The 25176-nt window shown below is 46.6% G+C and carries 23 protein-coding genes and 1 riboswitch; of the genes, 14 read left to right on the top strand and 9 right to left on the bottom strand.

Annotated elements, in window-relative coordinates; all coding sequences use genetic code 11:
• Positions 1 to 75 precede the first annotated feature (75 nt).
• From dinB to FCL45_RS13945, 8 genes are all read left to right on the top strand, one after another.
• Positions 76 to 1179, top strand: coding sequence for a DNA polymerase IV (gene dinB / locus FCL45_RS13980; protein ID WP_136795868.1), 1104 nt, complete (start codon positions 76 to 78; stop codon positions 1177 to 1179).
• 100 nt (positions 1180 to 1279) lie between these two features.
• A complete protein-coding gene (gene sppA / locus FCL45_RS13975; RefSeq protein ID WP_136795869.1) occupies positions 1280 to 3121 on the top strand; it encodes a signal peptide peptidase SppA in 1842 nt (613 codons plus the stop codon).
• Positions 3122 to 3209: 88 nt separating this feature from the next.
• The gene (locus FCL45_RS13970) at positions 3210 to 4181 is read left to right on the top strand and encodes a hypothetical protein (protein WP_167495658.1); all 972 of its coding nucleotides are present in this window, start codon (positions 3210 to 3212) and stop codon (positions 4179 to 4181) included.
• 422 nt (positions 4182 to 4603) lie between these two features.
• Positions 4604 to 4808: riboswitch (cobalamin riboswitch) on the top strand.
• A 228-nt stretch (positions 4809 to 5036) separates the two neighbouring features.
• Positions 5037 to 6074 carry a FecCD family ABC transporter permease gene (locus tag FCL45_RS13965; RefSeq protein WP_136795870.1) on the top strand — a complete coding sequence of 346 codons (1038 nt, stop codon included), beginning with the start codon at positions 5037 to 5039 and terminating at the stop codon, positions 6072 to 6074.
• Entirely contained in the window at positions 6067 to 6867 is an 801-nt protein-coding gene (locus tag FCL45_RS13960; protein WP_136795871.1) for an ABC transporter ATP-binding protein, read from the top strand. The genes FCL45_RS13965 and FCL45_RS13960 overlap by 8 nt, the downstream gene beginning before the upstream one ends.
• The gene (locus FCL45_RS13955) at positions 6857 to 7852 is read left to right on the top strand and encodes an ABC transporter substrate-binding protein (RefSeq protein ID WP_228721335.1); all 996 of its coding nucleotides are present in this window, start codon (positions 6857 to 6859) and stop codon (positions 7850 to 7852) included. The genes FCL45_RS13960 and FCL45_RS13955 overlap by 11 nt, the downstream gene beginning before the upstream one ends.
• Positions 7853 to 7863: 11 nt before the next feature.
• Positions 7864 to 8628: a precorrin-2 C(20)-methyltransferase gene (cobI, locus tag FCL45_RS13950; protein ID WP_136795872.1), complete on the top strand. Its 765-nt coding sequence runs from the start codon at positions 7864 to 7866 to the stop codon at positions 8626 to 8628.
• Between the two features lie 141 nt (positions 8629 to 8769).
• The gene (locus tag FCL45_RS13945; RefSeq protein WP_136795873.1) at positions 8770 to 9690 is read left to right on the top strand and encodes a universal stress protein; all 921 of its coding nucleotides are present in this window, start codon (positions 8770 to 8772) and stop codon (positions 9688 to 9690) included.
• A 106-nt stretch (positions 9691 to 9796) separates the two neighbouring features.
• Here FCL45_RS13945 and FCL45_RS13940 read toward each other — a convergent pair whose 3' ends face one another.
• On the bottom strand, positions 9797 to 12673 hold the full coding sequence (locus tag FCL45_RS13940) for a M16 family metallopeptidase (RefSeq protein WP_167495659.1): 2877 nt from the start codon (positions 12671 to 12673) through the stop codon (positions 9797 to 9799).
• Positions 12674 to 13234: 561 nt separating this feature from the next.
• Between FCL45_RS13940 and FCL45_RS13935 the strand changes: the two genes are divergently transcribed.
• Together FCL45_RS13935 and FCL45_RS13930 are read left to right on the top strand one after the other, a co-directional pair.
• Positions 13235 to 14062: an SDR family NAD(P)-dependent oxidoreductase gene (locus FCL45_RS13935; protein ID WP_136795875.1), complete on the top strand. Its 828-nt coding sequence runs from the start codon at positions 13235 to 13237 to the stop codon at positions 14060 to 14062.
• Positions 14063 to 14450: 388 nt separating this feature from the next.
• Positions 14451 to 14834, top strand: a complete 384-nt coding sequence (locus FCL45_RS13930) for a hypothetical protein (RefSeq protein ID WP_136795876.1) — start codon at positions 14451 to 14453, stop codon at positions 14832 to 14834.
• Between the two features lie 33 nt (positions 14835 to 14867).
• Here the strand turns inward: FCL45_RS13930 and FCL45_RS13925 are convergent, their stop codons facing one another.
• From FCL45_RS13925 to FCL45_RS13915, 3 genes are read right to left on the bottom strand one after another with little or no spacing between them, the layout of a single operon-like run.
• Positions 14868 to 15569: a DVU0298 family protein gene (locus FCL45_RS13925; protein ID WP_136795877.1), complete on the bottom strand. Its 702-nt coding sequence runs from the start codon at positions 15567 to 15569 to the stop codon at positions 14868 to 14870.
• 55 nt (positions 15570 to 15624) lie between these two features.
• Positions 15625 to 16698: a DUF4388 domain-containing protein gene (locus FCL45_RS13920; protein ID WP_136795878.1), complete on the bottom strand. Its 1074-nt coding sequence runs from the start codon at positions 16696 to 16698 to the stop codon at positions 15625 to 15627.
• 11 nt (positions 16699 to 16709) lie between these two features.
• A complete protein-coding gene (locus FCL45_RS13915) occupies positions 16710 to 17042 on the bottom strand; it encodes a hypothetical protein (protein WP_136795879.1) in 333 nt (110 codons plus the stop codon).
• A gap of 411 nt (positions 17043 to 17453) precedes the next feature.
• Between FCL45_RS13915 and FCL45_RS13910 the strand changes: the two genes are divergently transcribed.
• From FCL45_RS13910 to FCL45_RS13895, 4 genes are all read left to right on the top strand, one after another.
• Positions 17454 to 18611, top strand: coding sequence for an MFS transporter (locus tag FCL45_RS13910; RefSeq protein WP_136795880.1), 1158 nt, complete (start codon positions 17454 to 17456; stop codon positions 18609 to 18611).
• A gap of 139 nt (positions 18612 to 18750) precedes the next feature.
• Positions 18751 to 19266, top strand: a complete 516-nt coding sequence (locus tag FCL45_RS13905; protein ID WP_136795881.1) for a shikimate kinase — start codon at positions 18751 to 18753, stop codon at positions 19264 to 19266.
• Between the two features lie 199 nt (positions 19267 to 19465).
• A complete protein-coding gene (locus tag FCL45_RS13900; protein ID WP_136795882.1) occupies positions 19466 to 19879 on the top strand; it encodes a nitrous oxide-stimulated promoter family protein in 414 nt (137 codons plus the stop codon).
• A gap of 1 nt (position 19880) precedes the next feature.
• The gene (locus FCL45_RS13895; protein WP_136795883.1) at positions 19881 to 20786 is read left to right on the top strand and encodes a TIGR01777 family oxidoreductase; all 906 of its coding nucleotides are present in this window, start codon (positions 19881 to 19883) and stop codon (positions 20784 to 20786) included.
• Positions 20787 to 20872: 86 nt separating this feature from the next.
• Here FCL45_RS13895 and FCL45_RS13890 read toward each other — a convergent pair whose 3' ends face one another.
• The 5 genes from FCL45_RS13890 to FCL45_RS13870 form a co-directional block, all read right to left on the bottom strand.
• On the bottom strand, positions 20873 to 21766 hold the full coding sequence (locus FCL45_RS13890; RefSeq protein ID WP_136795884.1) for a phosphoribosylaminoimidazolesuccinocarboxamide synthase: 894 nt from the start codon (positions 21764 to 21766) through the stop codon (positions 20873 to 20875).
• A gap of 119 nt (positions 21767 to 21885) precedes the next feature.
• Positions 21886 to 22743 carry a DUF3108 domain-containing protein gene (locus FCL45_RS13885; protein ID WP_167495660.1) on the bottom strand — a complete coding sequence of 286 codons (858 nt, stop codon included), beginning with the start codon at positions 22741 to 22743 and terminating at the stop codon, positions 21886 to 21888.
• 1 nt (position 22744) lies between these two features.
• A complete protein-coding gene (locus FCL45_RS13880; RefSeq protein ID WP_136795886.1) occupies positions 22745 to 23605 on the bottom strand; it encodes a UbiA-like polyprenyltransferase in 861 nt (286 codons plus the stop codon).
• Complete coding sequence (locus tag FCL45_RS13875) at positions 23605 to 24180, bottom strand: UbiX family flavin prenyltransferase (RefSeq protein ID WP_136795887.1); 576 nt, start codon at positions 24178 to 24180, stop codon at positions 23605 to 23607. The genes FCL45_RS13880 and FCL45_RS13875 overlap by 1 nt, the downstream gene beginning before the upstream one ends.
• 54 nt (positions 24181 to 24234) lie before the next feature.
• Positions 24235 to 25083, bottom strand: coding sequence for a menaquinone biosynthetic enzyme MqnA/MqnD family protein (locus tag FCL45_RS13870; protein WP_136795888.1), 849 nt, complete (start codon positions 25081 to 25083; stop codon positions 24235 to 24237).
• Between the last annotated feature and the right edge of the window lie 93 nt (positions 25084 to 25176).

Raw genomic sequence — 25176 nt, 5'->3', positions numbered from 1 at the left:
CGCTTGAGTCATTTTGACCACAATTGATCCCCTGCACGTTTATTAAATATTTCATCAAGACAGCCAGCTTTATAGATGAACAGTAACAGAAAAATAGTTCATATAGACATGGACGCTTTTTTCGCCTCCGTTGAACAGCTTGACAACCCTGAACTCATGGGAAAAGCAGTCATAGTGGGTGGCAATCCCCATAGTCGTGGCGTAGTTGCCGCCTGCTCCTATGAAGCCCGCAAATTTGGTGTTCGCTCCGCAATGTCCTGTGCGAAAGCTGTCCGCCTCTGCCCCCAGGCAATCTTTACCAGACCACGTATGGATCGCTACCGGGAGATTTCTGCCTGGATAATGGAGATTTTTTTCAAGTACACCGACTTAGTAGAACAGCTTTCGGTGGATGAAGCATTTCTTGATCTTACCGAGAATCACCTCGATGAACCTTCAGCCTCTCTTTTGGCTGAATTGATACGGAAAGATATATTTGAAAAGACAGGTTTAACCGCTTCCGCAGGAGTCAGCTGTAACAAGTTTATCGCCAAAGTCGCCTCCGACATAAATAAACCAAACGGTATCAAAGTGATACCACCGGCAGAAGTTCTCGATTTTCTTGCCACGCTTCCTATCGGCAAATTTTATGGAGTCGGGGCAGCGACAGAAAAGAAAATGGAACGAATCGGCGTCAAAACAGGAGGCGACCTGCGAAGATTTACCCTCGAAGAACTTACTTTTCATTTCGGTAAGCAGGGTGGATATTTCCACAGTATTTGTCGCGGACTCGATCCCCGCCCTGTTAAAAGCTCCAGGGAACGCAAGTCAATAGGTAGCGAAACAACCCTGTCGGAAGACATTCTTGACATGGAGCTGATTCAGCATATCCTGAAAGAGCAGGCTCATTCTGTGATCGACACCATGCAGAAAAAATGCATGGGTGCCCATACGATTTCCATCAAAATCCGCTACCATGATTTTACTACGATCACCCGTTCCATCACTTCCAGAACACCACTGATCAACACCAGGGATATAGGTTTTTACATACCAAAATTACTTGAAAACACTGAAGCCGGCAGACAAAAGATACGACTTCTCGGTGTGACTGTGTCAGGGCTGTTTCAACTCAACTCCAGCCCGATCCAATTACGTCTGCCTTTTCCGGACAAGGTAGATCGGCAGACATTACCTTAGTTCTAACGATGCACTGCTTGTATAGTCTGACAAAAATGATTAATCTCTATCAAATTATATATTTAAAATCTTAAAATTATTCCCCATATACAGTGACTGAATGAAAGACCTCATCAAAGCTATTGCCAATATTTTCAAATATACCGGCCGGACCATAAGCGTTATACGTAATACCCTGATCAACCTGGTGTTTCTCTTTATCCTTTTTGTTCTCGTTGTCGGGATCTTCAGTTCTGATGCACCACAACTCAATGACAACTCACTCCTTCACCTCAACCTGAGCGGTGACATAGTCGAAGAGCCTCCCACAACAGATGCTTTAACCAGCGCCGTGGACTCCCTGGCAGGCTCTGAGCAGAAACAACGCTATGTGCTTCTCCAGGACGTAATTGATGCAATCGAGACCGCTGCAGACGATAACGCTATCACAGCTATTCTTCTCGATTTGAAAAATCTGGGTGCTGCAGGCCTCAACCAGATGAACACCATAGGTGAAGCGCTGAACGCTTTTCGCCAAAAAGGGAAAAAGGTCTATGCTTCAGAAGACTTTTATACCCAGAAACAGTACTACCTCGCCTCCTATGCAGATACCATTATAGTCAACCCCATGGGCGGTGTTGATCTGCACGGTTTCGGCACCTACCCACTCTATTTCAAAGAGGCCATCGACAAACTTAAAGTAAATTATCATGTATTCAAGGTTGGCGACTATAAATCAGCTCTTGAACCCTTCACCCGAAACTCGATGTCCGAGTACGCCAGAAGTCAGAATAGCCAATGGCTCAATGATCTTTGGGAGAGCTTTTCAGGCAGCATAGCCCTCCAGCGTGGTTTTTCGCCTGAAGTTATACCCAATTATATTGAAAATATTGCCACCAACCTTGCTGCCGCAGGTGGAGACACTGCGCAACTGGCCCTCGATAATGGTCTGGTGGACAAAGTTCTGACTCACAACGATTTCAAGCGATTCCTCAAAAAAGCCACAGATAACGCCAGTGAAAATCTGATTACGCTCAATAACTATCTCAGTTTTGTTGATCAGTCTTACAATTCCTACAATAATAACGGAGATGTAATCGGCATCGTTGTTGCTGAGGGAAAAATCGTCGGAGGTAACCAGCCTGCAGGGGTGATCGGCAGTGAATCACTTGGCAAACTCCTGCGGGATGCCCGGGAAAATCAATCTGTAAAAGCGGTGGTATTGAGAATAAATTCCGGTGGTGGTTCAGCCTTCGCCTCCGAGATCATCCGACAGGAGGTTCTTGAACTAAAAGAGGCAGGTAAACCGATTGTGGTCTCTATGGGTGCACTCGCCGCTTCCGGCGCATACTGGATTTCGGCTGATGCTGATCAGATCTGGGCTTCTCCCACAACTCTCACCGGCTCAATCGGTATTTTCGGCGCCATACCGACCTTCGAAGATACTCTTGCCGAAATTGGCGTATACAGTGACGGCGTCGGCACCACCAGCCTCTCAGCTGGTCTGAACGTAACCCAGCCGCTGCCGGAGAGCCTCAGGCGATCAATCCAGCTTACTGTTGAAAACGGCTATGAAAGGTTTCTCTCTATTGTGGAGAATGGCCGTGGAATTGAGCAGGATCGAATGGAACTCATTGCCGAAGGGCGTGTTTTTTCAGGCATGAAGGCAAAGGAAATCGATCTGGTCGACGAGCTTGGCGGCCTCTCAGACGCTGTCGTCGCTGCGGCAGAGCTTGCCGGTTTGGACGATTATTCGACAGTTTACATTAAAAGAGAGATATCTGTTCGTGACAAACTCATCAAACAGCTGACCAATGCGACTATTTCTGTTTTTCCTGACTTTTTTGCGTCGTCTTTTCTGGTAAACATCTATCGAAAGATGCAGCATCAGGTCAGAGATCTCCTGATCATGAATGATCCCAATGGCATTTATGCCGACTCAATGTTACAACTACCCGAATAGAACACACTGTGTTGTCAAGGTACTGAATAACCAGACTGTTCTTCGGTAACTCGGCTATTTATTTTTTTTTTAGTTACGGATCATCCATATGGAGATAACACCGGAATTCTTTGTCATGCTGTGGGGTCAGCTCTGCTGGCCCCTGATTCGACTTCTTATTTTCATTTCCATCGGTCTCATTGTCGCCAATTTGATCGAAGCCCTTAATTGGACCCGATGGATAGCCTCACTCGCCAGACCTCTTGTCCAGCTTGGCAACATGTCGAATACTGCCGGAGCTTCATTTTCAATGGCAATATTTTCAGGTGTTGCAGCAAACACCCTGCTTGCCGAAGCATATGACAAAAAACAGCTTTCCAGAAAAGAACTGATTCTCGCCAACCTGTTCAACAGTCTGCCGACCTACTTTGTTCATTTGCCGACCATATTTTTCATCACCGTTCCACTTATCCACGGTGCCGCTTTCATTTATATAAGCATCACATTAGGCGCAGCGGTACTTCGCACAGGTTTAATTGTGGTCATCAGCCGGTTCATTCTGCCGAAGCCTGACATATCGGCCTCTCCACACGAAACAACTGAGAATAAGGGAATTGACTGGCAGGGGGCGTGGGAAAAAAGCTGGAAACGCTTTAAGCGACGTATCCGCAAAATCATCAAGTTCACGGTACCGATCTATATCATTATATTTATAGTACATCGCATCGGATATTTTCGTGAACTCGAAGAGCTTGCAGCCGGGTACCTTGCTTGGATTCCGTGGCTTTCCCCGCAGGCTATGGGGATCATCACCCTGCACCTTGCAGCTGAACTGACCGCCGGTCTGGCCGCTGCCGGAGCGTTGCTGCAGCAAGGAGCATTATCTCAAAGAGAAATCATACTCGCCTTACTGGTAGGCAATATCCTGTCGTCACCCCTGAGGGCATTTCGCCATCAATTCCCGTATTATGCCGGTATCTTTAAACCCAGGGTAGCCGCACAACTTATCGTATGCAGCCAGTCTTTTCGGGTGATCAGTCTTATCATGGTAGGCCTCATCTACTACTACCTGACCTTATAAAAAGAAAAAGCCAGGGCAGCTCAACACGCTGCCCCGGCTTTTTCAATTCTTCCGACCAGGTTGAATTGACGTTAGGCGTACTACTGGGCCTGACCTTACTCTGCAAGAAGTATCATCTCGTGCCACTCCCAGCTGAAGTTCGACACTGACTATCTCTCATAGTGTCTTCCAAGCCTGCAAATTTTGACGTTACTTCCACCAACCCCAGCTTTGCCGTCTACGTCGTGTGACAGATCGGTCTTATCCATGATATACCTCCCTGGCACTATACAATTGCGAATTATCCCCACCACTGATGGTGTTCAATCATCGGACAAAACGTCAAACAAAAAATCATGTATAGCCGAAAAACTTCAATATACTCAGAATTTATAATCAATCCTCCCTTTTTGACACTTGACATCCCCTTTCTATCTGGGTAACGAATAACTATACATTCAGGTGCTCATAATAAGGAAATGCATACGCCTTTGAGCTGAAAAGGGAACTTCGTGAAAATCGAAGACGGGCCCGCCGCTGTAACCGGTGACAACCCCCGGAACTATGCCACTGTCCATTACAGGATGGGAAGGCCTGGGGAGAGGATGATCCGGGAGTCAGAAGACCTGCCTGAAAATATGCTGGAGTAAATCGCGGACAGATTTTTCCAGCACATCGATTTCGGATAACCAGGGCTATCCCGGATCACTGTTAGAGTGATTCGGGATTTTTTTTTGTTTTTTCGCACTTGCTGAATACTACTGCCTGCACTTTCTTCAGTATATGCTGGTGTGTTAATTGCTTAAATGAACATTGCCCCGGTTCCCTGGTATTTTGTTTGCTGTCCGGATTTTGCTTTTTATTTTAAGGAGAGTAATGCGCGGCAAGGCAAAACTACTTTTTGGCTCACTGATAACTGTACTCGTTGCTGTAATTATCACTGCAACCGGTATGGGCTATATCAGCATATCTGCAGCCGATGTTATCGCAACACTCTGGCAGACGCTTTTCGATCAACCAGGGCTCAGTGCAGCTGTAAATACCACCAACTCTGTCATCATCATGGATGTACGGTTGCCGCGCATACTCGTTGCGGCCCTTGTCGGAGGAGGCCTCGCCCTTGCCGGAGGTATATTTCAGGCAATACTGCTTAACCCTCTGGCCGACCCGTATACTCTCGGCATTTCATCCGGTGCGGCATTTGGTGCTTCTACAGCCTTTATACTATCGATTATCGGCATATCCCTGCCTGTCTCATATTTAGTTCCCTTTTTTGCATTTATTGGAGCTGTTACAACACTTGGAGCGGTGTTTTATCTTTCTTCGGACGATCCGCAACTTTCCTCAAATACCCTTATCCTTTCGGGCGTTATTGTAGCAGCAATACTCTCAGCGGGAATCGGCTTTATAAAATACATGGCTGACGAAGAGGTGGGTGTTATCATTTTCTGGTTGATGGGCTCATTTATCGGTAAATCGTGGCACGATGCAGGGCTTCTTTTACTGATTCTAGCTCCATGTCTGCTCTTTTGTTGCTACTATGCCAGGGATCTCAATATTATGGCGCTAGGCACCACCACCGCTGACACTCTCGGAGTGGATAGTGCCAAAATCCGCAGGCAACTCCTGATAAGTGCTTCTCTTATTACAGCGATCTGTGTCGCTGTATCTGGTGTCATCGGCTTTGTCGGCCTCATTGTTCCCCATATGCTTCGAATGATAACAGGGCCTGATAACAGGATTCTTTTACCTGCGTCATTTCTTGCCGGTTCTATCCTGCTGCTGGTCGCGGACACCGTTACCCGCGCAATTCTTCCCCACGAAATACCAATCGGAGTATTGACTGCGCTTATCGGTGGCCCCTTCTTCTGTTACATCTTCAGAAAACGCCAGCTTGGGAGGGGATATGCCTGAAAACAGTTCCATCGTCTACCAGGTATCCGATTGCTATTACCAATACCGCAATCACCCCTGCCTTTCAGGGCTTAATTTTCAGTTAAAAAAGGGGAAAATGTATGGGCTTATCGGCCCCAACGGCAGCGGAAAAACTACACTCATCAACCTGTTAAACGGCAGCCGACAGCCAACCCGAGGCAAGGTGCAGCTGCGTGGAACTGTAGTCCACCGCCTGCCAAAACTTGATCTTGCTAAAGTGCTTTCATTTGTACCCCAGAACGTGGCACTTCATTTCGAATACTCCGTCTTTGAAGTGGTAATGATGGGCCGACACCCGTTTATTGACAGGTTCGGCACACCTTCGCAAAAAGATATCGACCTGGTTATGGAAGCCATTAAGACACTTGACATTTACCAACTCCGTAACCGAATGGTAACCAGGCTTTCAGGTGGCGAAAGGCAAAGAGTACTGGTGGCACGGGCGCTTGCCCAGAACACCGAAGTCCTTGTACTTGATGAACCCACAGCAAGCCTCGATGTCCGGCATTCCATAGATATTATGCAGGCACTTCGGGAAAGAGTAGACCATGACTCGATAACTGTAGTTGGAGCTATCCATGACCTCGATCTCGCTGCTGCCTACTGTGATGAGCTTATTGTTATGGAAAATGGGCAAATAGCAGCATCCGGCTCTGTTGAAGACATTCTCACTTCTGAATTACTGCAAACTGTTTTCAGGGTTCATGCCGATATCGTACATCAGGCCCTGGGAAATCCGCATATACAGTACAGGTACAACAATGAACATTAAGAGGATGAGTAAACTCGGGGTGTTGATTTGTCTATTGAGCTTCGCTCTATATGGCCAGTCAGCCTTCGCCCAGATGACCGAAATTACGGACGATGAGGGAAGCACCATCCGATTTGACAAGCCATTCAGCAGGATCATTTCCCTTTATCCCGCTCACACTGAAAACCTCGCTTTTTTAGGTTGTGACGAGGAGTTTATCGGTATTGGCCGTTCAGATAACTACCCAGCCTCAATTTCTGATAAGAATCGTTTCAGTTATCGTGACAATACGGAAAAATTTCTTGCCGCCAGGCCGGACCTGATTCTTATCCGCCCCATGATATCACGCTCAGTGCCAGAGCTTATCTCCAAGCTCCGCTCGGCCGGAATTACTGTTGTATCCCTGCAGCCTACTAATATCGATCAGATGTTTGACTACTGGCGACTGCTTGGACTTCTGACTGGCAAAACCACCGAAGCGGACAAAATGGTACAGCAGTTTACCCTCGCCCTTGATCAGCTGGAAGATAGTATCCCGGTTCCAAGGGAAGAGCGACCACGCGTTTATTTCGAGGCTATTCACTCCAAAATGAAAACCTTCGCCCCGGACGCTATATCGATGTTCGCTCTTGAGACTGGGGGAGGCCTGAATATTGCCAATGACGCTGTTGCCAGAAACAACAGCAATATAGCCCCTTACGGAAAGGAGCGTATTCTCGCCAAGGCCAATGAAATAGATATTTACCTCAGTCAGACAGGCAGGATGAACAGGGTAAGTCTTACAGATATATACAACGAACCCGGCTTTCAGCTCATAAAAGCATTACAGACGAATTCTGTCTTTTTAGTTGATGAAGAACTTGTTTCACGTCCCACCATGCGGCTACTCACAGGCATTAGTAAAATCCAATCAGCGCTGTACCCTGTACTGAGACGGGAACAGCCTGATGTAGCCAGCCATGAACCTCTTTTCACTCCTCAGACCCAATTGCAAAAATGGCAATGAAGGTAAAAAAAATGCGATCTACTCTATTTATCGTCGGCACAGGCCCAGGTGACCCTGAGTTACTAACGATTAAAGCTGTAAACACAATCAAGAGTTGTCCGGCTGTGGCTGCTCCCAAGGGCTCCAAAAACGGTAGTTCCACAGCCCTTTCCATTGTTCAGCAAGCAGTAGATGTCAGTGAAAAGGAAGTTTTTGAACTCTATTTCCCCATGAAGAAGGTTCGCCTGGGTGAAAAACTGCATCCGGAAATTGAGGTCGCCTGGCAAAAAGCAGCGGAAACAATTCTTTCATTGCTTGATGCTGGCAAAAATGTGGTCTTTCCTACCCTCGGTGACCCTGCGATCTACTCAACCGGCTATTATCTCTACGAGACAATCTGTTCCTTAAGGGAAGATGTACATGTTGAGTTTGTTTCCGGCATCTCAGCTATGTCCAGTTGCTCTGCTTCCACTGCAACCCCGATATGTCTGGGTGATGATCTGCTCGCCGTTGTTCCCGCCACCTTTTCTGAAGAAAAGCTCAGAAACGCCCTGCTTGAGTATGACGCCATTGTACTCATGAAAGTTCACAGGGTGATGGATCGTGTCTGCAGACTGCTGCGGGAGACCGGACTCACCAGCAATGCAGTCTACGTAGAGAAAGCAGGTATGACCGATCAGCGTATCATAGAAGATTTATCAAAAGTACCTGAAAATCCACATTATTTCTCTACTATCATTGTGCGCAAGCGCGAAGGGGCAGCAGTTCAACTCCGACAAATCGCCACGGCCGCCTGACTGAACTCCCGCCCGCCGGCATCCCCCCCGGCGGGCCTGATGCATTTATGTTGTCCCACAACCCTGAGAATAAACATTTGACTCACTCCCGGTATCAGTCTTACTCTGTATAAAAAGGAGCTTACGCTGAGGAGGGTTGCAATGAAGAAAAAAATACTGGTCGCGCTTGATGACTCTATAAACAGCTTTCTTTCACTTGATTACACAGCCCATCTTTTCGCTGATCAGCATGACATAGAGATATGTATTCTCCATTGTGACAGCAGCTCCAGATGTTTCGCCGAACCGGAAAATCCGCAACATTCACTCATACCTGATCGCCCGCTCAGCAAACAAGCTCTTAAGGGCAGCAGGCTGCTTGAAAAAGCGCACCAGAAGCTTATTGATCTTAAACTCCCGGCCGAACGGATTTCGCGGATTCATCACAGGGCTGCAACAATAGCTACTTCCATCCAACAGGTGGCGGAACAAAATCTCGTAGACAGCCTCGTCATAGCACGGCGCGGAGTCGGGTTTGTGGGCGAGTTGCTGATGGGTTCTGTCTCCTCCACACTCTTCGATAGCTGTCACTCTATTCCGCTCTGGATCATCGATGGTGAAATCAAATCAAAGAAATTTCTTGTGCCCGTAGACGGCACACCATCATCACTGATGGCCATCGATCATCTCTCCCATATTTTTGCAGGCAGAGATGATCTCTGCTTTTATCTTTTCCACGCAAGGGGTTACCTCTCTCCACCGCCAGCATGTCGCCCCGAGGATTTCTATGACAAGTGGGGTAAAGACTGGTGTGATGCCAACCTGTCAGGAAACGGCTGCATGTTCACAGGCCCCACTGACCTGTTAACAGAAGCTGGGATTCCTCCAAAATGCATTATAACCCTGCCACAACCCAAAGCCCTTGAAGAAAGCTCAGCGATTATAAGCAGTGCCAGAAAAAATGACTGTGGCACAATAGTTATCGGCAGGCGCCCGGCAAGAGAGAGCAAAGGATTTCTTGGAGGTGTTGCCAGGCGGACAATAATGCAGACGGAAGATCTGGCTCTATGGGTTGTCGGCTGAGACATTGTCCTCTTGGCAGATATTCAGCAAAAAAAACCGTAACTCCGATAGTAAAGGAAGTTACGGTTTTTTAGTGTTGCTACTATACAAGCAGGCAATAGCGGGATTAGTCAGCTGGTTTTCCGGTATCCGCTTGAGCGTTATTTTTCGACTCTGCCTGTTTAATCACGGCAGTAGCTGCAGCATCGGGTAACAAATACTGTTTTGCCAGCGATTCAACATCCCCGGTTGTGATCCCCTGAAAATCTGTAAGAATGGACGCAGGCCATTCGAGCTGCTCCGGATGCCGTGTTGAATTTGCCAGGACAGACCTGAGCCAATATGGATTGCTGTTCACTGCGTCCCTTAGAGAGGTAAGGTAAGGTTCAATAACTCTATCGAGTTCTTCTTTGGGAACTGGCTTCGTGCTCAACTCCCTGGCAATGGTCGTTATCTCCTTGATGATCTCATTTTCCTTGCCCGGCGCCACAACCACTTCTGCCTGCAATCGACCGTAATCAGTATACACTCTGCTTGGAGCGCTGAACACCACTGGTGAATAGGTTGCGCCGAGCTTCTCCCGAACAACCTGTCGCAGCCTCTCACGAAAGATTCCGGCAAGCACATTGAGTCGCCTTGTCCTGTTAATATCCCAAAAATCATCAGTAGGCCACGCCACGACTACAATTGATTTATCGATCTGAGAGTTGACCAGTTCTACATGCTGCTGCCCTCTCGGAAAAGTTAATGTTGAGCTGGTGCCGGAGATGGGTTCTCTCTTTTCAAGTCCCCCCAGATACGTCCGTGCGAGTTCTTTTATTCTTTCAGGATCAAAATCACCTACAACGGCCACCTCGACACCGCCAGCGGCAAATTGAGGAACGAGCCACGCCTCTATCTCTTTCAGGCTGATCGCCTCAACATCCTCCCAGGGCGGCAATCCCACCCTCTCGTCTCCGCCGGCAAAAAACCGCTCCACACCCGAGGCCTTTGCGCCTTCCGCCTCATTTGCAATACTGTCATACATTTCTTTTAGCTGATTACGTGCAATCGTGTAGGATCTTTCACGAAAACCAGGGTCATTGAGCAGGGTATAGAGCAATTGGAACAGGAGCTCAGAATCTTTGGTAAGACTGCTCCCTGAAAGTCTGAAACTGTCCTCACGCACCTCAAAGTTTAACTGGACGGTGGTTCCAGCGAGTAATTCGTCAAGTGCAGTACTGGTCAGATTAGCCGTTCCGGAATCATTGACTATATCATTGGCCAACATCCCCATTCCCGGTTTAGGCTCGCTAAGCTTACCACTACCAAAATCAAGAACCAGCTGGATGGTATTTGCGTTGAATTCAGTGGGTTTTAATATGAGCGAAACATTATTCGCATAGATTATACGCTCTGCATCTATCGATTCTATCCTATGCTGTTCTTTGACTATCGAGTCATCAACATCCGGTATCGTAAGATACGGAAATTCCCCTACGATATCCTCCTTATAAGGTGTAACGGCTTTTGTTTTTGCCAAAAGATACTGGTCGAGGATTTTCGCTTCAGCTTTATTACCTGCGATTTCAGTACTGCCTTCAACGGAGACCAATCTGTTCCCCTGTGACCAGTCTTTTCTGATGCCAGCATTAATCTCTGTCATAGTTAAATCATCGAGCATGGCTGAATACAGATCAAGCTCCTGCTGGGGGGACATGATAACCCTGTCACTGACAAACGCGCGCATTATCGACCTGGCAATCTTTTGAGACGGCTTGGTGTCGGCTGTCAACACTGCACGCTCCAACATCGAAATGAGCTCTTTCTTCACAAGTTCAAATTCCTGCTCCTGAAATCCATATTCCAGCACCTGCCTCAGATAATTTTCCAAATATTCGAGGCCTTCCTGCCATTTTCCATTAACAACACTCGCACTCAGGGTCGAGTACCCGAGCTTTCGAACCATATCTCCGGAATAGTAACCAATACCCGAGAAGAGTTCCCCTTCACTTTCCTGCAGTTTATTGAGACGTCTCTGCATCATCATGATGTTCGCAACCCGTATCACCTCTTCTCGTTGCATAGCCTTACTGTCATTTCGACGAGTCAGGTTCCAGATTGAGTCTATAGAGACATTTGTACTCCCCAGATCTGGATCATAATGATAATAGGCTTTGTCTTCAGCATGGATTACAGCTCCGAAATCAAGGCACACAGGGGCATCTTCTGGAGATTCAAGCGGCGAAAACGCGTCTTCAAGAAGGGGCTTCACCTGTTCACTTGACACATCACCGACAACCACAACCACCATGTTGTCTGTTCGATACCATGTGTCATAAAATGATTTCAACAGTTCTCTGTCTGCATCCTTTATCACCGATTCGAGCCCTATCGGTTGACGTGTTGCCAGGAGGGTCCCATCATATTTGAACTCGCTCGCTTTGACTCGTGCCCGGTAGCCGACAGAATCCCTCGATCTCTTTTCTGAAAGTATAACTCCTCGCTCTCTATCTATTTCTGATTCCAGCAGCAGCGCTCTTCTTGCGTAATCAGAGAGTACCAGGAATCCCTTTTCGAGATTTTCACTGGTCCCATCAGGCAGAATGATGTTGTATGCCGTCTGATCAAAACTGGTGAATGCATTGGTGTCGCCGCCAAAATTCATACCGATATCCTGAAAGAACTTCACCAATTCACCAGGTTTAAAGTGGGTGCTGCCGTTAAACAGCATATGTTCAAGAAAATGAGCCACTCCCCTTTGTGATTCAAGCTCATTCAGCGAGCCTGCGTTGATGAGCAGATACATAGCCACTCTGCTTTTCGGCTCAGAATTCTCCTTGATGACATAGCGCATGCCATTATTCAGGGTACCGCGGACAAGAGATGGATCAGCCTCCAGATCACTGCGATCCGACGGCCACCCTGGCGTAGCCATACACACCTGATTCGTCATCTCTGCATGCAGTGAACTGGTTATAACTAGAAAAAAGAACGCAACTCCAATAGATAGAACATGTTTCATGATCAACTCTCTGAAACTCGTATTTTTTTTTAAGAATCCTATAGACTTTGAAAAGATAATCATTCAGCGCTAACCATAGTTCCTATCATGGGAAAAACAAGGTTTGCCTTCCGTGACATTTCTGTAATCCAACTCTTATAACAGGAAAAATAGACTTGATAAGGGCATCTGATAATCAGTAACTCTGCTCCATGCGTGATACCTGTTCCGTATAAACGACCTCAACCTGATTGCCAGTTTTCTATTTACTGCTATACTTCAAAATCAGTATTCCCGTTCCCTGAGAGAAAGAATTTGGTTAAGCGAAGAAGCAGATCACCCCTCATCTTCAGCCTGAAAAGTTGAGGAGAGAGGTGTGAGTCGTTGCGGATTGGCTCTCCTGGAATCGATTTATGCTATCGAATCGCGGGGAACACTTTTTTTAATTTTATGCTGTTAATTCATATATTTACTGCTTGCGCCTCACGCCTAGATTCGCGAAGCTGAGCTTTATAGGGAATTAGATAAAAATATTATTTTAAATTGCAATTACTCCGATAACCTTACCAAACAAACGTAACTATGAATTTATCAGGAAAAACTGTCCTCATTCCAGGTGCTTCAAGATTAATTGGCAGAGCCATTGCCAGGCGTTTTGCTCAGGCCGGGGCAAACCTGGTTCTCCCGTGGTACGACTGGCCGGAATCTGTAAAGGAAATGGACGAGGAGTTTATCCGGTCAGGAACCAGTACGTTATCAATGAAATGCGATCTGCGTAATCTTGACCTGGTGAATGAGCTTCTGGAGCGAGCCAGGGATAAATTTTCCACGATAGATTACCTGGTCAACAATATCGAACGAGGTGGAATGCCCGTCGTTCACGGCTCATATTTCCATGATCACAATAAGGACCAGTGGCAACTTGAAGTTGAGACCACCATAAAAGCCAAATGGAATTTGTATCAATGCACCAAACCACTGATGACCGGTCCTCACTGTGCAATCGTCAATATTTCCTCAATTGCCGGACTGGTTGGTCGTTCCGGTCCAGCTGCCTGCTTTTTTAATGATGGCTATAGCGCAGCGAATAGTGCTATTCGTAACCTTACTGAGACCTGGGCAAGAGAATGTGCCCCCCGGATTCGGGTCAACGAATTGATGATCGGTTTAATCGATGGCCGGCATGGAGATCACACCAGGGGCTGGACGATCCTTACCGATTCAGAAAAGAGGCTGTTGTTGAACCATACACTTCTGGAACGTACCGGTACACCGCAGGAAGTCGCACAAATGGTATATTTCCTTGCTATTGAAGCAAGTTATTTAACAGGTAGTGTTATTCGAATGGACGGAGGATACGTACTTGGCGGGGAGCACGTGCCTTCATTGCCTGCCGGAGTACTTGGCTGATTTTTTTTAGAAAAATGCAATTCCACCAAAATCAAACTTAGCACTCATGGTCAAAGTTGGATCACCCTGGACCAACCGCAATACCTGCCCAGTTAGGTGAGGCTTAAAAGAGTCCCTTTTAAAAAAATATTTTCGCTGTTACAAAATATTATCAGCTAACTCATATCGACTTAATTTAATACAGTATTGTGCTTGACTCACCAGCTAAAAACAGAGACACTTGTCAGGAGAAAGCAAAATGACGTTCTGTTTTGCAAGCCAGCCTTCTCACCTGACCGACATGATATGTAGAGAACATGATCCCTTTAACAGATCGAATTCAATGGAACATATGGCCTCATCCCAACCGCACATATCAAGTCTTAAGAAAAGGTGTGGTGGTCATAATATGACCAGGCTTATTGATCCGGGTACAGTGCTGGCTTTCACCGAATTTGCCAAGGACAGAAATCATAACATTGTCAGGCTCCACTTCGGCAAATATCTTGAATTTTCGTGTGCCGCCATTGAGAGACTGCAGGAGAAGATCTATACTTCCGACTATGTTTCAGTGGAATTGCTCGCCCGTACCTTGCGTGCTACCTCAATACAGGTTGGCGCTCACGAGCTTTCATTGATGTTTCGGAAAATTGAAGAGGATGCGAAACAAAAATGTCTCGACCAGTTCGACGAGAACGCTCTGGCTCAGATGATATCATTACATTCTGCAGTAAACCAGGCTCTCACAACAATTGCTTCAGATCCAGTAAACTGGCTTCAGGACACAAGATGATTTTTCTTTAGAAACACTCTTTTTGCCGATATCCTAGATGGCCCCGGAGAGGTAACGCTCAATGAGTTTTCCTGTGCTGAGATGTGTTGCCTCTCCATCTTTCATGACCGTAAATCTCGTTGTATCTCCCTGCAAGTGACTCACCTCCCGTCGCAGAGTCGCATCCCCCAGCAGACATAAACACCAGAGCGCCAGACCACGAACCACTCCATCTTCTGATGTGAGATATCCTTTCAGATCGCTGACTACATCGTTGGCAAGCATCAGCTCTTTTTGCGCCTCACAAAGCCTCGCTATTCCCCACAGAAGACCGCGCTGCAGCATTGGCAATTCAAGGTAGTTACCATCCTGGTGAAGCTCTTCACCATCCCCATGCATATAAGATAGCAGCATATGCAGATACTCTTTTGCAATTCTTGTATCAGATGCCATTATCTCAGCCATCGCCTCTGGTGCCCCCCAGCCGATACCGCCTGATTCATCATTAAGGGTCCACAAAAAACGACGCATCACTACTCTGGCTGCTTCCATATTCTCATCAGCCAGAGTTGGTACAACCACCCCGAAGGCAACGATAGCATTGTGCCGGGTTGTCTCTGATACAGAACATAAACCCGAAAAAAGTGGACTAATAACCGCTGATGGGGAAAAATCGGAAATTTTTCGTTTTACCTCTTCGACATTCTCCAGGGCGAGAATAGCTAGAACCTGCCTTTTGACATCACGCCTGCTCATATTTCAAGGCTCCCAATCGACGACCTGAAAACAAACTGCTTCGAACCCGATTTCATCACCCCATGGTGTCATCGATCTGCTTCATTCCTTCCATGATAAGCCCCATGAAACCACCGATTACCTCCTGTTTTTTTTCTTTGAAGGTCAGGCCCTGCGAAAATGTGAAACGTCCCACATTGAAAGTCAGGATCTTAAAAAATGCCTCACTCCCCTGCAGATTTGCATAATCGGCATGTATCAGTTCGCCCTCATTAAACTTCAAGGTCGCTCGCAGTTTATCTGTGTCAAGCTTGAGAACACCGGTTTTCTGGTTGGAGTTGATCATCTGGCAGAGTTCCACAAGGGGAATATCCGCAATCTGGCCAACCATACCCGAAGCAAGTTCTTCGGCGCGTTGCATGTTGATAGCGGTTATCCTGTTGACCAACAGCTTATAGAAGAATACCTGGAGTGCGGGAAATCGAGTAAGGATATGACGGAAATCTTTCTGATTCATTACCGCCAACTTTGTTGGTTCGGCGGCAACAATGGTTGTGGTCACGGGATCACCGGAAAGCAGACTCATCTCGCCGAAGACTTCGCCACGCGTAAGTTCAGCGAGGGTCACTCCTTCTTCATCCATAACCTCAACCTTGCCGGATGCAACAATGTATAGATTGATACCGGGATCACCCTTCTGGACAATTGGAAAGCCCCATGGATAATCCTGCAGTTTGAGCATCGTGGCAAGATCGAGCAGATCATCATCCTGTAGTGGCTCGAAAATATCAATTGTTCTCAGCAATCCGGCAAATCGGGCAACATTCTTTATCTTTTCTTTTCTCTCTGAAGCTGCAAGCAACTTCATCTGCAGCGTCTCGTACCCCTTCTCTTTTTTGAACTCAAAACGAATTAAACCGGTGCAGCCACCACAATCGAATTTTGACTTCTTTCTACTGCCGCCCTGGAGGCGCTCATATGACTCATCCTCAGAAGCAATGCGAACAAGTTCGTTGGTAAGAGTCATACAGGTGGGTTTTGCAACCGGCAGAGTGAGAACTCCCTCACTTATCTTGAATTCTTCGCTCACATTATAAAGAGGACAATGATTTTCCTCTGTAACAATGAAAATACCATTTCGAAAGCGCATAAATTTCCTGCTCAGTCAGATCTACCGAAAAATATATAAATAACCAGTCCCAGTGTTACTGCACCACCGAATACTACAGGTAGAATTTTGCTCATCTGTAATTCGTTATCGACTACGAGGGTCGCCATATAGTCGGTGCCTGAAACCCACCACATGCCAACGAGAATGCCGATAAGTAAAATGTCTTTAAAATTCTTTTTGTACAGGAGATAGCAAATCAGGGCTATGAATGGCACTAAAAACCATGGATTGCTAAATAACCCTGCAACATCGACATCGGCAATCTGCTCGTGCAGATTGGTTGAATCAAACCAGTCTGTAACTTTTTGTATTATGTCCGCCATTGGTAATGATTACACTCTATCCGTTACGTTAACTTTAGTTTTCCAGGCTCCAGGCGCCGCGCAAGGGCTTTCCCGATCATGCTGTTCTCAGCGTAAAGTTCGGCCAGAACCTGATGTTTCACTCGTACTGCATATATACCATACCACTAATTTTTTTGACAATCTATGAACACTTACAGAATTTTTTCTGAATTTCGAACAAAACAGAATACCCGAAAATTTCCGAATTTTCACTGTAACTCAGAAATCATCTGATTATTCAAGTTATATACGCAAATCATAATCTTATCATACTCATGGTTGTAACTTGTCAGCTTTGGTGTCTTAAAGTATTGTCATGGTTCTGTGGAGTTCCACTCACTCACCTTATCCATCCCTACCTTTTCCAGGTAATTGCACTGAGCAAATAGAATGAAAGCAATCAAAAGTAATCCCATGTATTTCTACCTGATGATCCTCACAATCTGCGCAACATCAGGGTTGTATGTATGGCGGGCTCTCTTCGACAATTTTTCAGTACATATTCTTGCCCTTGATGGCCAGCATATCGGAATTATTCAATCCGTGCGGGAAATCCCTGGTTTTCTCAGCCTGCTGGTAGTATACGCGCTCCTTATAATTAAGGAGCATAGATTATCTGCAGTTTCAGTCCTCATTTGCGGGATAGGAATTTCCTGTACTGGGCTGTTCCCATCCTTCACAGGTATTATCTTCACTACCTTGATTATGAGTTTCGGTTTTCATTATTTCGAGACTACGAATCAATCCTTGACTCTTCAACATTTTGACAAGCATCATGCGCCATTGGTGTTTGGCAGTTTGCGCAGTGTCGCTGCCGGGAGTTGTGTCGCAGCCAGTGTACTCATATTCCTGCTATCAAACTTCCTGAATTTCAACCAGCTCTATATGTTGTTCGGCGGGATCATAGTTCTCGTATCTCTCTGGGCTCTGGGACAAAACCCTATTGACAGGGCTACCGTGCCTCAACATAAACACATGGTTGTAAAAAAACGGTATTGGCTCTACTACTGCCTTACGTTCATGTCTGGTGCCAGGCGCCAGATTTTCGTAGCCTTTGCCGTGTTTCTCATGGTTAAAAAATTCGATTACAATGTGCAGGAAATCGCCCTGTTATTTTTACTGAACAATGTCGTCAACTACTTTCTCAGCCCACTTATCGGCAAGGGAATCAATCGATTTGGTGAACGCAGCGTGCTGTCTTTGGAGTATGGTGCTCTGATTCTGGTTTTCATTGGTTATGCCATGGTAGAAAGTAAACTCATTGCAGCGTTTCTCTATATTGCGGACCATATCTTTTTTAACTTTTCCATCGCTATCCGGACATTTTTCCAGAAGATTGCAGAACCTGAGGATATTGCCCCAAGCATGGCTGTCGGCTTTACAATCAACCATATCGCTGCCGTCATCTTGCCCGTGATCGGAGGTCTTTTGTGGCTTGTTGATTATAGAGTTGTTTTCCTGTCGGCCGCAATTTTCAGCCTGGTCTCTCTGCTCCTTGTGCAGCTCATAAGTGGACAACTTAAAAAACATGCAGCAAAGATTCCTTGATTTTATTACTCTGCGCAACCTGTATCATATCCTATGTTTTTGTTGTATTTTTATAGCATGCAGCTGATTCAACCATTATTGAAATTATGCTGAACTGCACTCTTCACCTCTAATCCCAATAGATTCAAACACGAGTATAATGTCCCCAAAAGCACAGAAAAGTAACATTGTTTTAATTGGTATGCCTGGTTCCGGAAAGAGCACTGTTGGCGTAATCCTTGCCAAAATGATGGCTAAAGACTTTGTTGATACCGATGTACTGATCCAACTTGAAGAAGACAAAACACTTCAGGAGATCGTAGATACCGAAGGCCACATGCAATTACGCAAAATTGAAGAGCGAGTGCTTTTGAATGTCAATCATCAAAATCACATAATAGCAACTGGAGGCAGCGCTGCATACAGTGATGCTGCGATGGCCCATCTCAGTGAAAATGGTATTATTGTTTTCCTGAATGCAGACCTTCCCTGCCTACGCTCAAGAATCACTAATTACGAAACAAGGGGACTGGCCAAAAGGCCTGAACAGAGTTTTGATGATCTTTTTGCAGAACGCTTTGCACTTTACAGCAGATACGCCAACATTACGGTAGATTGCTCCCAACTTACCCAGGAGCAGGTTTGCGAAAAGATCTTGAATGAAATTTCCCGCTAGGAGCCTGTCGGACTATTGCGATTTTCACTCAAATCGAGGCATCGAAGGAAAATTAAGCGGAGCCATATGTATGATATTGCCAACATTTATTTTCCTTCGATAACGATGAGTTGACTGAAAAGGGCTTAGTCCTACAGACTCCTAGACCGAACTCAGCACAGGTAATGCGTTACACCTGATCGAGCAGCGATTATAATCAATGAAGTATACTGATAAAGAGATACTCTCACCCCCTCGCCTGAAGCAGGAAGCCAAGACCATTGAAGTGATGATCCGCATCTATTGCCGGGCACATCACCAAGGCAATGATCTGTGTCAGCAATGTCTCGATTTATTGTTGTATTCCAGAAAACGGTTGCGACACTGCATCTTCCAGGAAGCTAAACCTGTCTGCGGCAACTGTACAGTGCATTGCTACAAAAAGGAAATGCAGGAAAAAATTCGTGAAGTCATGCGTTATGCCGGCCCGAGAATGGTGTACCGGCATCCTGCTATGGCGATGAGACACCTCCTGGAGAAATGGAGAAAAACTCCTGCTCTTCCAGAAAAAAAAAACCGCACCCATCCCCAAAAGCAGATAAAGACGAACACCGTTTCTAAAGGAGGCCAATAAGATGCGAACACTTATTTCAGGTGCTACCGGCATGGTTGGCAGCGCCCTGGTTGAATCACTCCACACCAAAGGCCATTCAATTCGGTGTCTGCAGAGAAATAAAAAACCTGGCGCAGAATCTATCTGGCTGACGGAAAATCTGTTCGACAGTAACAGCGGCAGCAATGAACCGTTCGATACCGTCATCCATCTCGCCGGGGAGAACATCGCCGATGGTCGCTGGACAGCAGCAAAAAAGCGAAGAATCAAAAACAGCCGGGTTGAAGGCACGAAGGAACTTGTCGATTATCTCTCTGGCCTGCCACACAAGCCCAAAACCTTTATTTGCGCCTCTGCCATTGGCTATTACGGAAATCGAGGAGACCAGGTTGTATCCGAAAAAAGTCCTGCTGGAGATGGTTTTCTAGCCTCTGTCTGCAAGGAATGGGAGGCAGAGGCGTCAAAAGCTGCATTTTTTGGTGCCCGGGTGGTTCTGTTGAGATTCGGCATGGTGCTCAGCCCGAATGGTGGAGCACTGGCCAAGATGTTGCCCCCCTTCAAAGCCGGATTTGGTGGCACCATTGGTAACGGTAAACAGTATATGAGTTGGATCAGCATCCGCGACCTTATCGAGGTGATAGATTTCTCCATCAACAACGAGTCGCTCAGCGGGCCGGTCAACGCTGTCACGCCAAAGGCAGTCACCAATAAGGATTTTACCACCCAGCTGGCTGATGTCCTGGATAAACCAGCAAGATTCCCTGTGCCGCCTTTCGGGTTGAAGCTACTTTTTGGTGAAATGGCTGGCGAAATGCTGCTATCTTCAACCAGGGTGCGTCCTGAGAGGCTTATGGCATCAGGCTATAATTATCGGGACACCAACCTCAAGGAAACTCTGAATTGGTGTATTCATGGAGAACAAAGCTGAGAAGGACCATCCATCTCAGCAAGACACAAAAAAGGGGCTGCACCATAACTGGTCAGCCCCTTTTTCATAAGAATTTTCCAGAGAAGTTATTTGCCGGTTATGAGAGTCACCGCTTCCTCATAACGTTCTTTGGTTTTCTCTGTTATCTCTTTTGGCAGTTTAGGCGCAGGTGCGACTTTTCCCCAATCGAGGGTTGAAAGGTAATCGCGCAGGAACTGCTTGTCATAGCTTGGCTGGCTCTTACCAGGCTCATACTTGTCTTCTGGCCAGAAACGGGAAGAATCAGGAGTTAACACCTCATCAATGAGGATCAGACGCCCCTCATACATGCCAAGTTCAAATTTGGTATCAGCAATGATGATCCCACGCTGGCGGGCATAATCAGCCGCACGCTGATAAAGCTTTACGCTTATCTCCGCAATTTGGGCGGCGAGTTCTTTGCCGACAATTTTCTCCATCTGCTCAATAGAGATATTCTCATCATGATCACCTAACTCCGCCTTGGTGGAGGGAGTGAAAATAGGCTCGGGCAGCTTATCAGACTCTTTAAGGTTCTCAGGAAGTTCAAAGCCACAAACAATATTACTCTTCTGGTATGCTTTCCAGAAAGAACCGGAGATGTAGCCTCGCACAATACATTCCACTGATAATGGCTTAGTCTTTTTCACCAGCATGGAACGGCCCCGGAGCTGGTCTGCATATGGTTTGCACGCCTCCGGATACTCATCAACATCAGCAGTAATCAAATGGTTTTCGACGATATCGCCAAGAAGATCAAACCAGAACAGTGAAAGCTCGGTCAGCACCGCCCCCTTACCAGGAATAGCATCTTCCATCACAACATCGTATGCTGAAATTCTATCGGATGCGACCATGAGCAGCTTATCATCGTGACCTGGAATGGAGTACATATCACGAACCTTGCCACGATGTACAAGGTTAAGATCTGGAAAATCTGTACGAATAATCGGTTCGGTCATGCGTTTCACTCCTTTAAAACGTATTAAGATAATAGTAATTTATTAGCGTCATGTGACATGGGGCAACGAGTTGATATCTGGAAGCCGCTCCCATGACACCTGGGATGATGTAGACCCGACTACTTTTTCAACTGTGCAATCTGAGTATACCTGCTGCAAGCGGGGTTATCGTATGACATCAAGGTGGAGGTGATGGAACCGAGTGCCAGTTTTGATGTTATCTTAACCGGTACACGACACTCATCATCGGTATACCAGATCACGGTATCACCACGTTTGTCATAGAGACCCCTGAATTTAAGGATCGGTGTTACCCGAATGGTATCAACTGCACCCAGCGCTGTATTCCTGAGCCTGTCTTTTGAAATGGTCTTCACTTCAACCTCCATTCGCTTTTTATCAGCAAATGTGGGTACAATAAACGATTCACCCTCCTCAAAAGACATCAACCGGCTGCTGAAAAACGAGCTGAATTCGTTATGGGTGGGTATCGCCACCTTGAATTCTCTTGGGTCTTCCTCATTCCTCTGATAGCTGACAACCCCATCCTGTTGATCGTAAACGGTCTTCTTGTACGCCTCGTAATTGTAACCCTCTTTCTGCCATACCTCGTAAAAATAGGGCAGGCGGTCCTCCCCTCTCACCCTGGTAAGATGGACATCGCGCACTGGGTAAATTGAGTTGAAAACACTATCTTTGGTTGTTACCAGAGCATAAAGTTCAAATTCTTCATCCGCCCCCGGCACTCTGCGAATCTCCAGTTCAAGTTCACCGAGCTTGACACCACCTGTATAGGCAATTTTATATCGGAATTTTTCAGAACCTGAATAGGCAATCGGCAGGAGGGAGGGATCTATCTTGCCATAGGGAATGATTTCTTTTGGAGTATGTGCCGTTTCTCCAGCGCTTCCAAGCAGTGCCCAGGAAAAGATGGACACTGTTGTCGCACAGGTGATAGCGGCGGTACGCAATTTCATTTCAGCCTCCATTGGTCATAAGGGCAAGCCAGGTAGCAAAAAACAAAGCCACACTGATAAAACCGTTCATGGAAAAGAACGAAACGTGTATCCGCGACAAATCCTCCGGTTTAACGAGCTTATGCTGGTACCATAAAGCACAGGCGGTGAGCAGCACTCCCATAAAATAGAATATATTCAGATTAGCCTGAATACCCGTCATAACAAAGAAAAAGAATGCAATAACGTGAAAGATACCGGCAAGTCTAAAGGCCTTTACCTGGCCAAGTCTGGAAGGTAAGGAGAAAAGCCCTGCCTTTTTATCAAACTCTGCATCGAGACATGCATAAATGGTATCGAATCCGGCAACCCAGAAAAGTACCCCTAAGGCCAGTACCCAGGGAAATCCTTCAAGGGAACCACTTACTGCAACCCACCCCCCGAGCGGAGAAAATGCCAGGGCCACACCTAATACAATGTGGCAAAGGGCGGTAAAACGTTTCGTATAAGAATAGAATAAGGTAAGAAAAAGAGCAACTGGCGATAGCGCCAGAGTCAATGAATTTAGGCTGTAACAGGCAAAAAAGAAAAGTAAACCGGCGATAACAACCATGGCTGTCGCCTCCGACATACTTACTTCCCCAGCTGGCATGGCTCTTTCCTCGGTCCTCGGATTCGCCCCATCAAATTTGCGATCAACGATGCGGTTGAATCCCATGGCACAGGTTCTTGCCCCGACCATGGCCAGAATAACCAAGAGGATCACCCGCCATTCAGGTATGCCCCTGGCTGCCAGGAATGCTCCGGTAAATGCAAAAGGTAAAGCGAAGACAGTCAACTTGAACTTGATCATCTCCAACAGGATTCCAATCTTGGTAAACATTACTCAGGCTCTCCCCATCGTTTTCGTTTTGGGATATCAATTCCCAACTGATCTGCAAGCCGCCAGGAAAATGTCTGGGCCGCCTCTTCCAAATTCTTCGGCCGGTGATAGTAACCTGGCATGGGAGGGCATATAATGGCACCAGCCTCATGAACATGCAACATGTTTTGCAGGTGAGTTCTGTTCAGTGGTGTTTCCCGCACAGCAAGCACAAGCGTTCTGCGCTCCTTGAGCATAACGTCAGCTGAGCGATGAATGAGATTGATGGAGAGACCGTTTGCAATAGAGCCAAGTGTCCCCATGGTACACGGCAACACGACCATACCGTCGTAATGGCTGGAACCGGATGCAGGGGGAGCGGCAAAATCCTTCTCATCAAACCAACGACTTACAGCAGGCAACTCATCTGGAGTAATGTCCTGCTCCATCTGCAGCACCTGTCTGCCGGATGCCGAGCAGATGCCGTGAATAATGATGTCGAGCTTTTCGAGTTCTTCAAGAAAAGATCGCACGAAGAGCATACCTGTGGCACCGGTAATTCCAACTAATATTTTTTTTCTCTTCGAATCGCTCATCACAGGCCTTTCAGTGTAGTCACTTTTACAGAGGTGCTGACTCCGGCAACGTCATTATGTAAAAGAATGCACTTTAAGTGGTAGCGCACCGGGACTGGCGTCTCCTCTTTTTATCAGGTAGGAAAAAAATTGCTCCAACGCCTCCCGCTTCTTCTCATCGAGATCGTACTGAATACCTTTCAGGTATGCCTTGCAACGATCTACCTCCATCGGTATTTTCGGGGCGGCTATTTTACAAATGTCATCCAGACGGGAATTGCCCTCGCTACGGCACTCAAGCAGTCTCTTATGAACCATAGACAGCAGAAGCGGATTTTGCTGACAAAATTCTTCCCGCACTGCGCAAACCGCAAAGACAAATGGTAATCCTGTATTTTTTTTCCAGACCTCGCCCAGGTCAAGTTGATGGCTGAAATTCCCCTCTTGGGTCAACCTCAAGGCGTCATCGCCTATGGCCAGCACCGCAGCACACTCATCTCGTAGTTCAGACATCACTTCACCGGTGACATACTCCGGCTGCACATTGAAAAACTCTTCAAGCGCCACTTTGGTAAGTGATACTGAGGTTTCAGACTGGCTGGTCAACAATACCCGCTGACCGTCCAGTTTCTTTACCGGCACTCTTGAAAATAAAAACACTGATCCGACAGGGCCATTGGCGCTGATTGAGAGATCCGGCAAGATTCGATACAGTTCCGGGTGTGCTCCATATTCGTAGCAGGAGACGAAACCGAGATCCAGTTCTCCTTCCGCCAGCATCCTGTTAAGTTTTGAAGGAATAGCCTCAACGACATTCCAGCCAACTTCGGCCTCACGTCGCTTCCATGGTTCGTATATAGGTGCAACGTTGATATAGTTGACCATACCAATTCGCACTATATCGCTTGTGACTTGCTTATTCATAAATACCGCGTGCCTTGCTGCAGCACGCACAATTATCCAAACTCTGATCTTTGATACAAGTCGTGACGGTAAGAGATCTTTTACGCACCATCA

Origin of the sequence: Desulfosediminicola ganghwensis (assembly GCF_005116675.2) — a bacterium.
In the GTDB taxonomy this organism is placed as follows: Bacteria; Desulfobacterota; Desulfobulbia; order Desulfobulbales; family Desulfocapsaceae; genus Desulfopila; species Desulfopila ganghwensis.
This window is presented reverse-complemented; position numbering and strand designations above follow the sequence as displayed.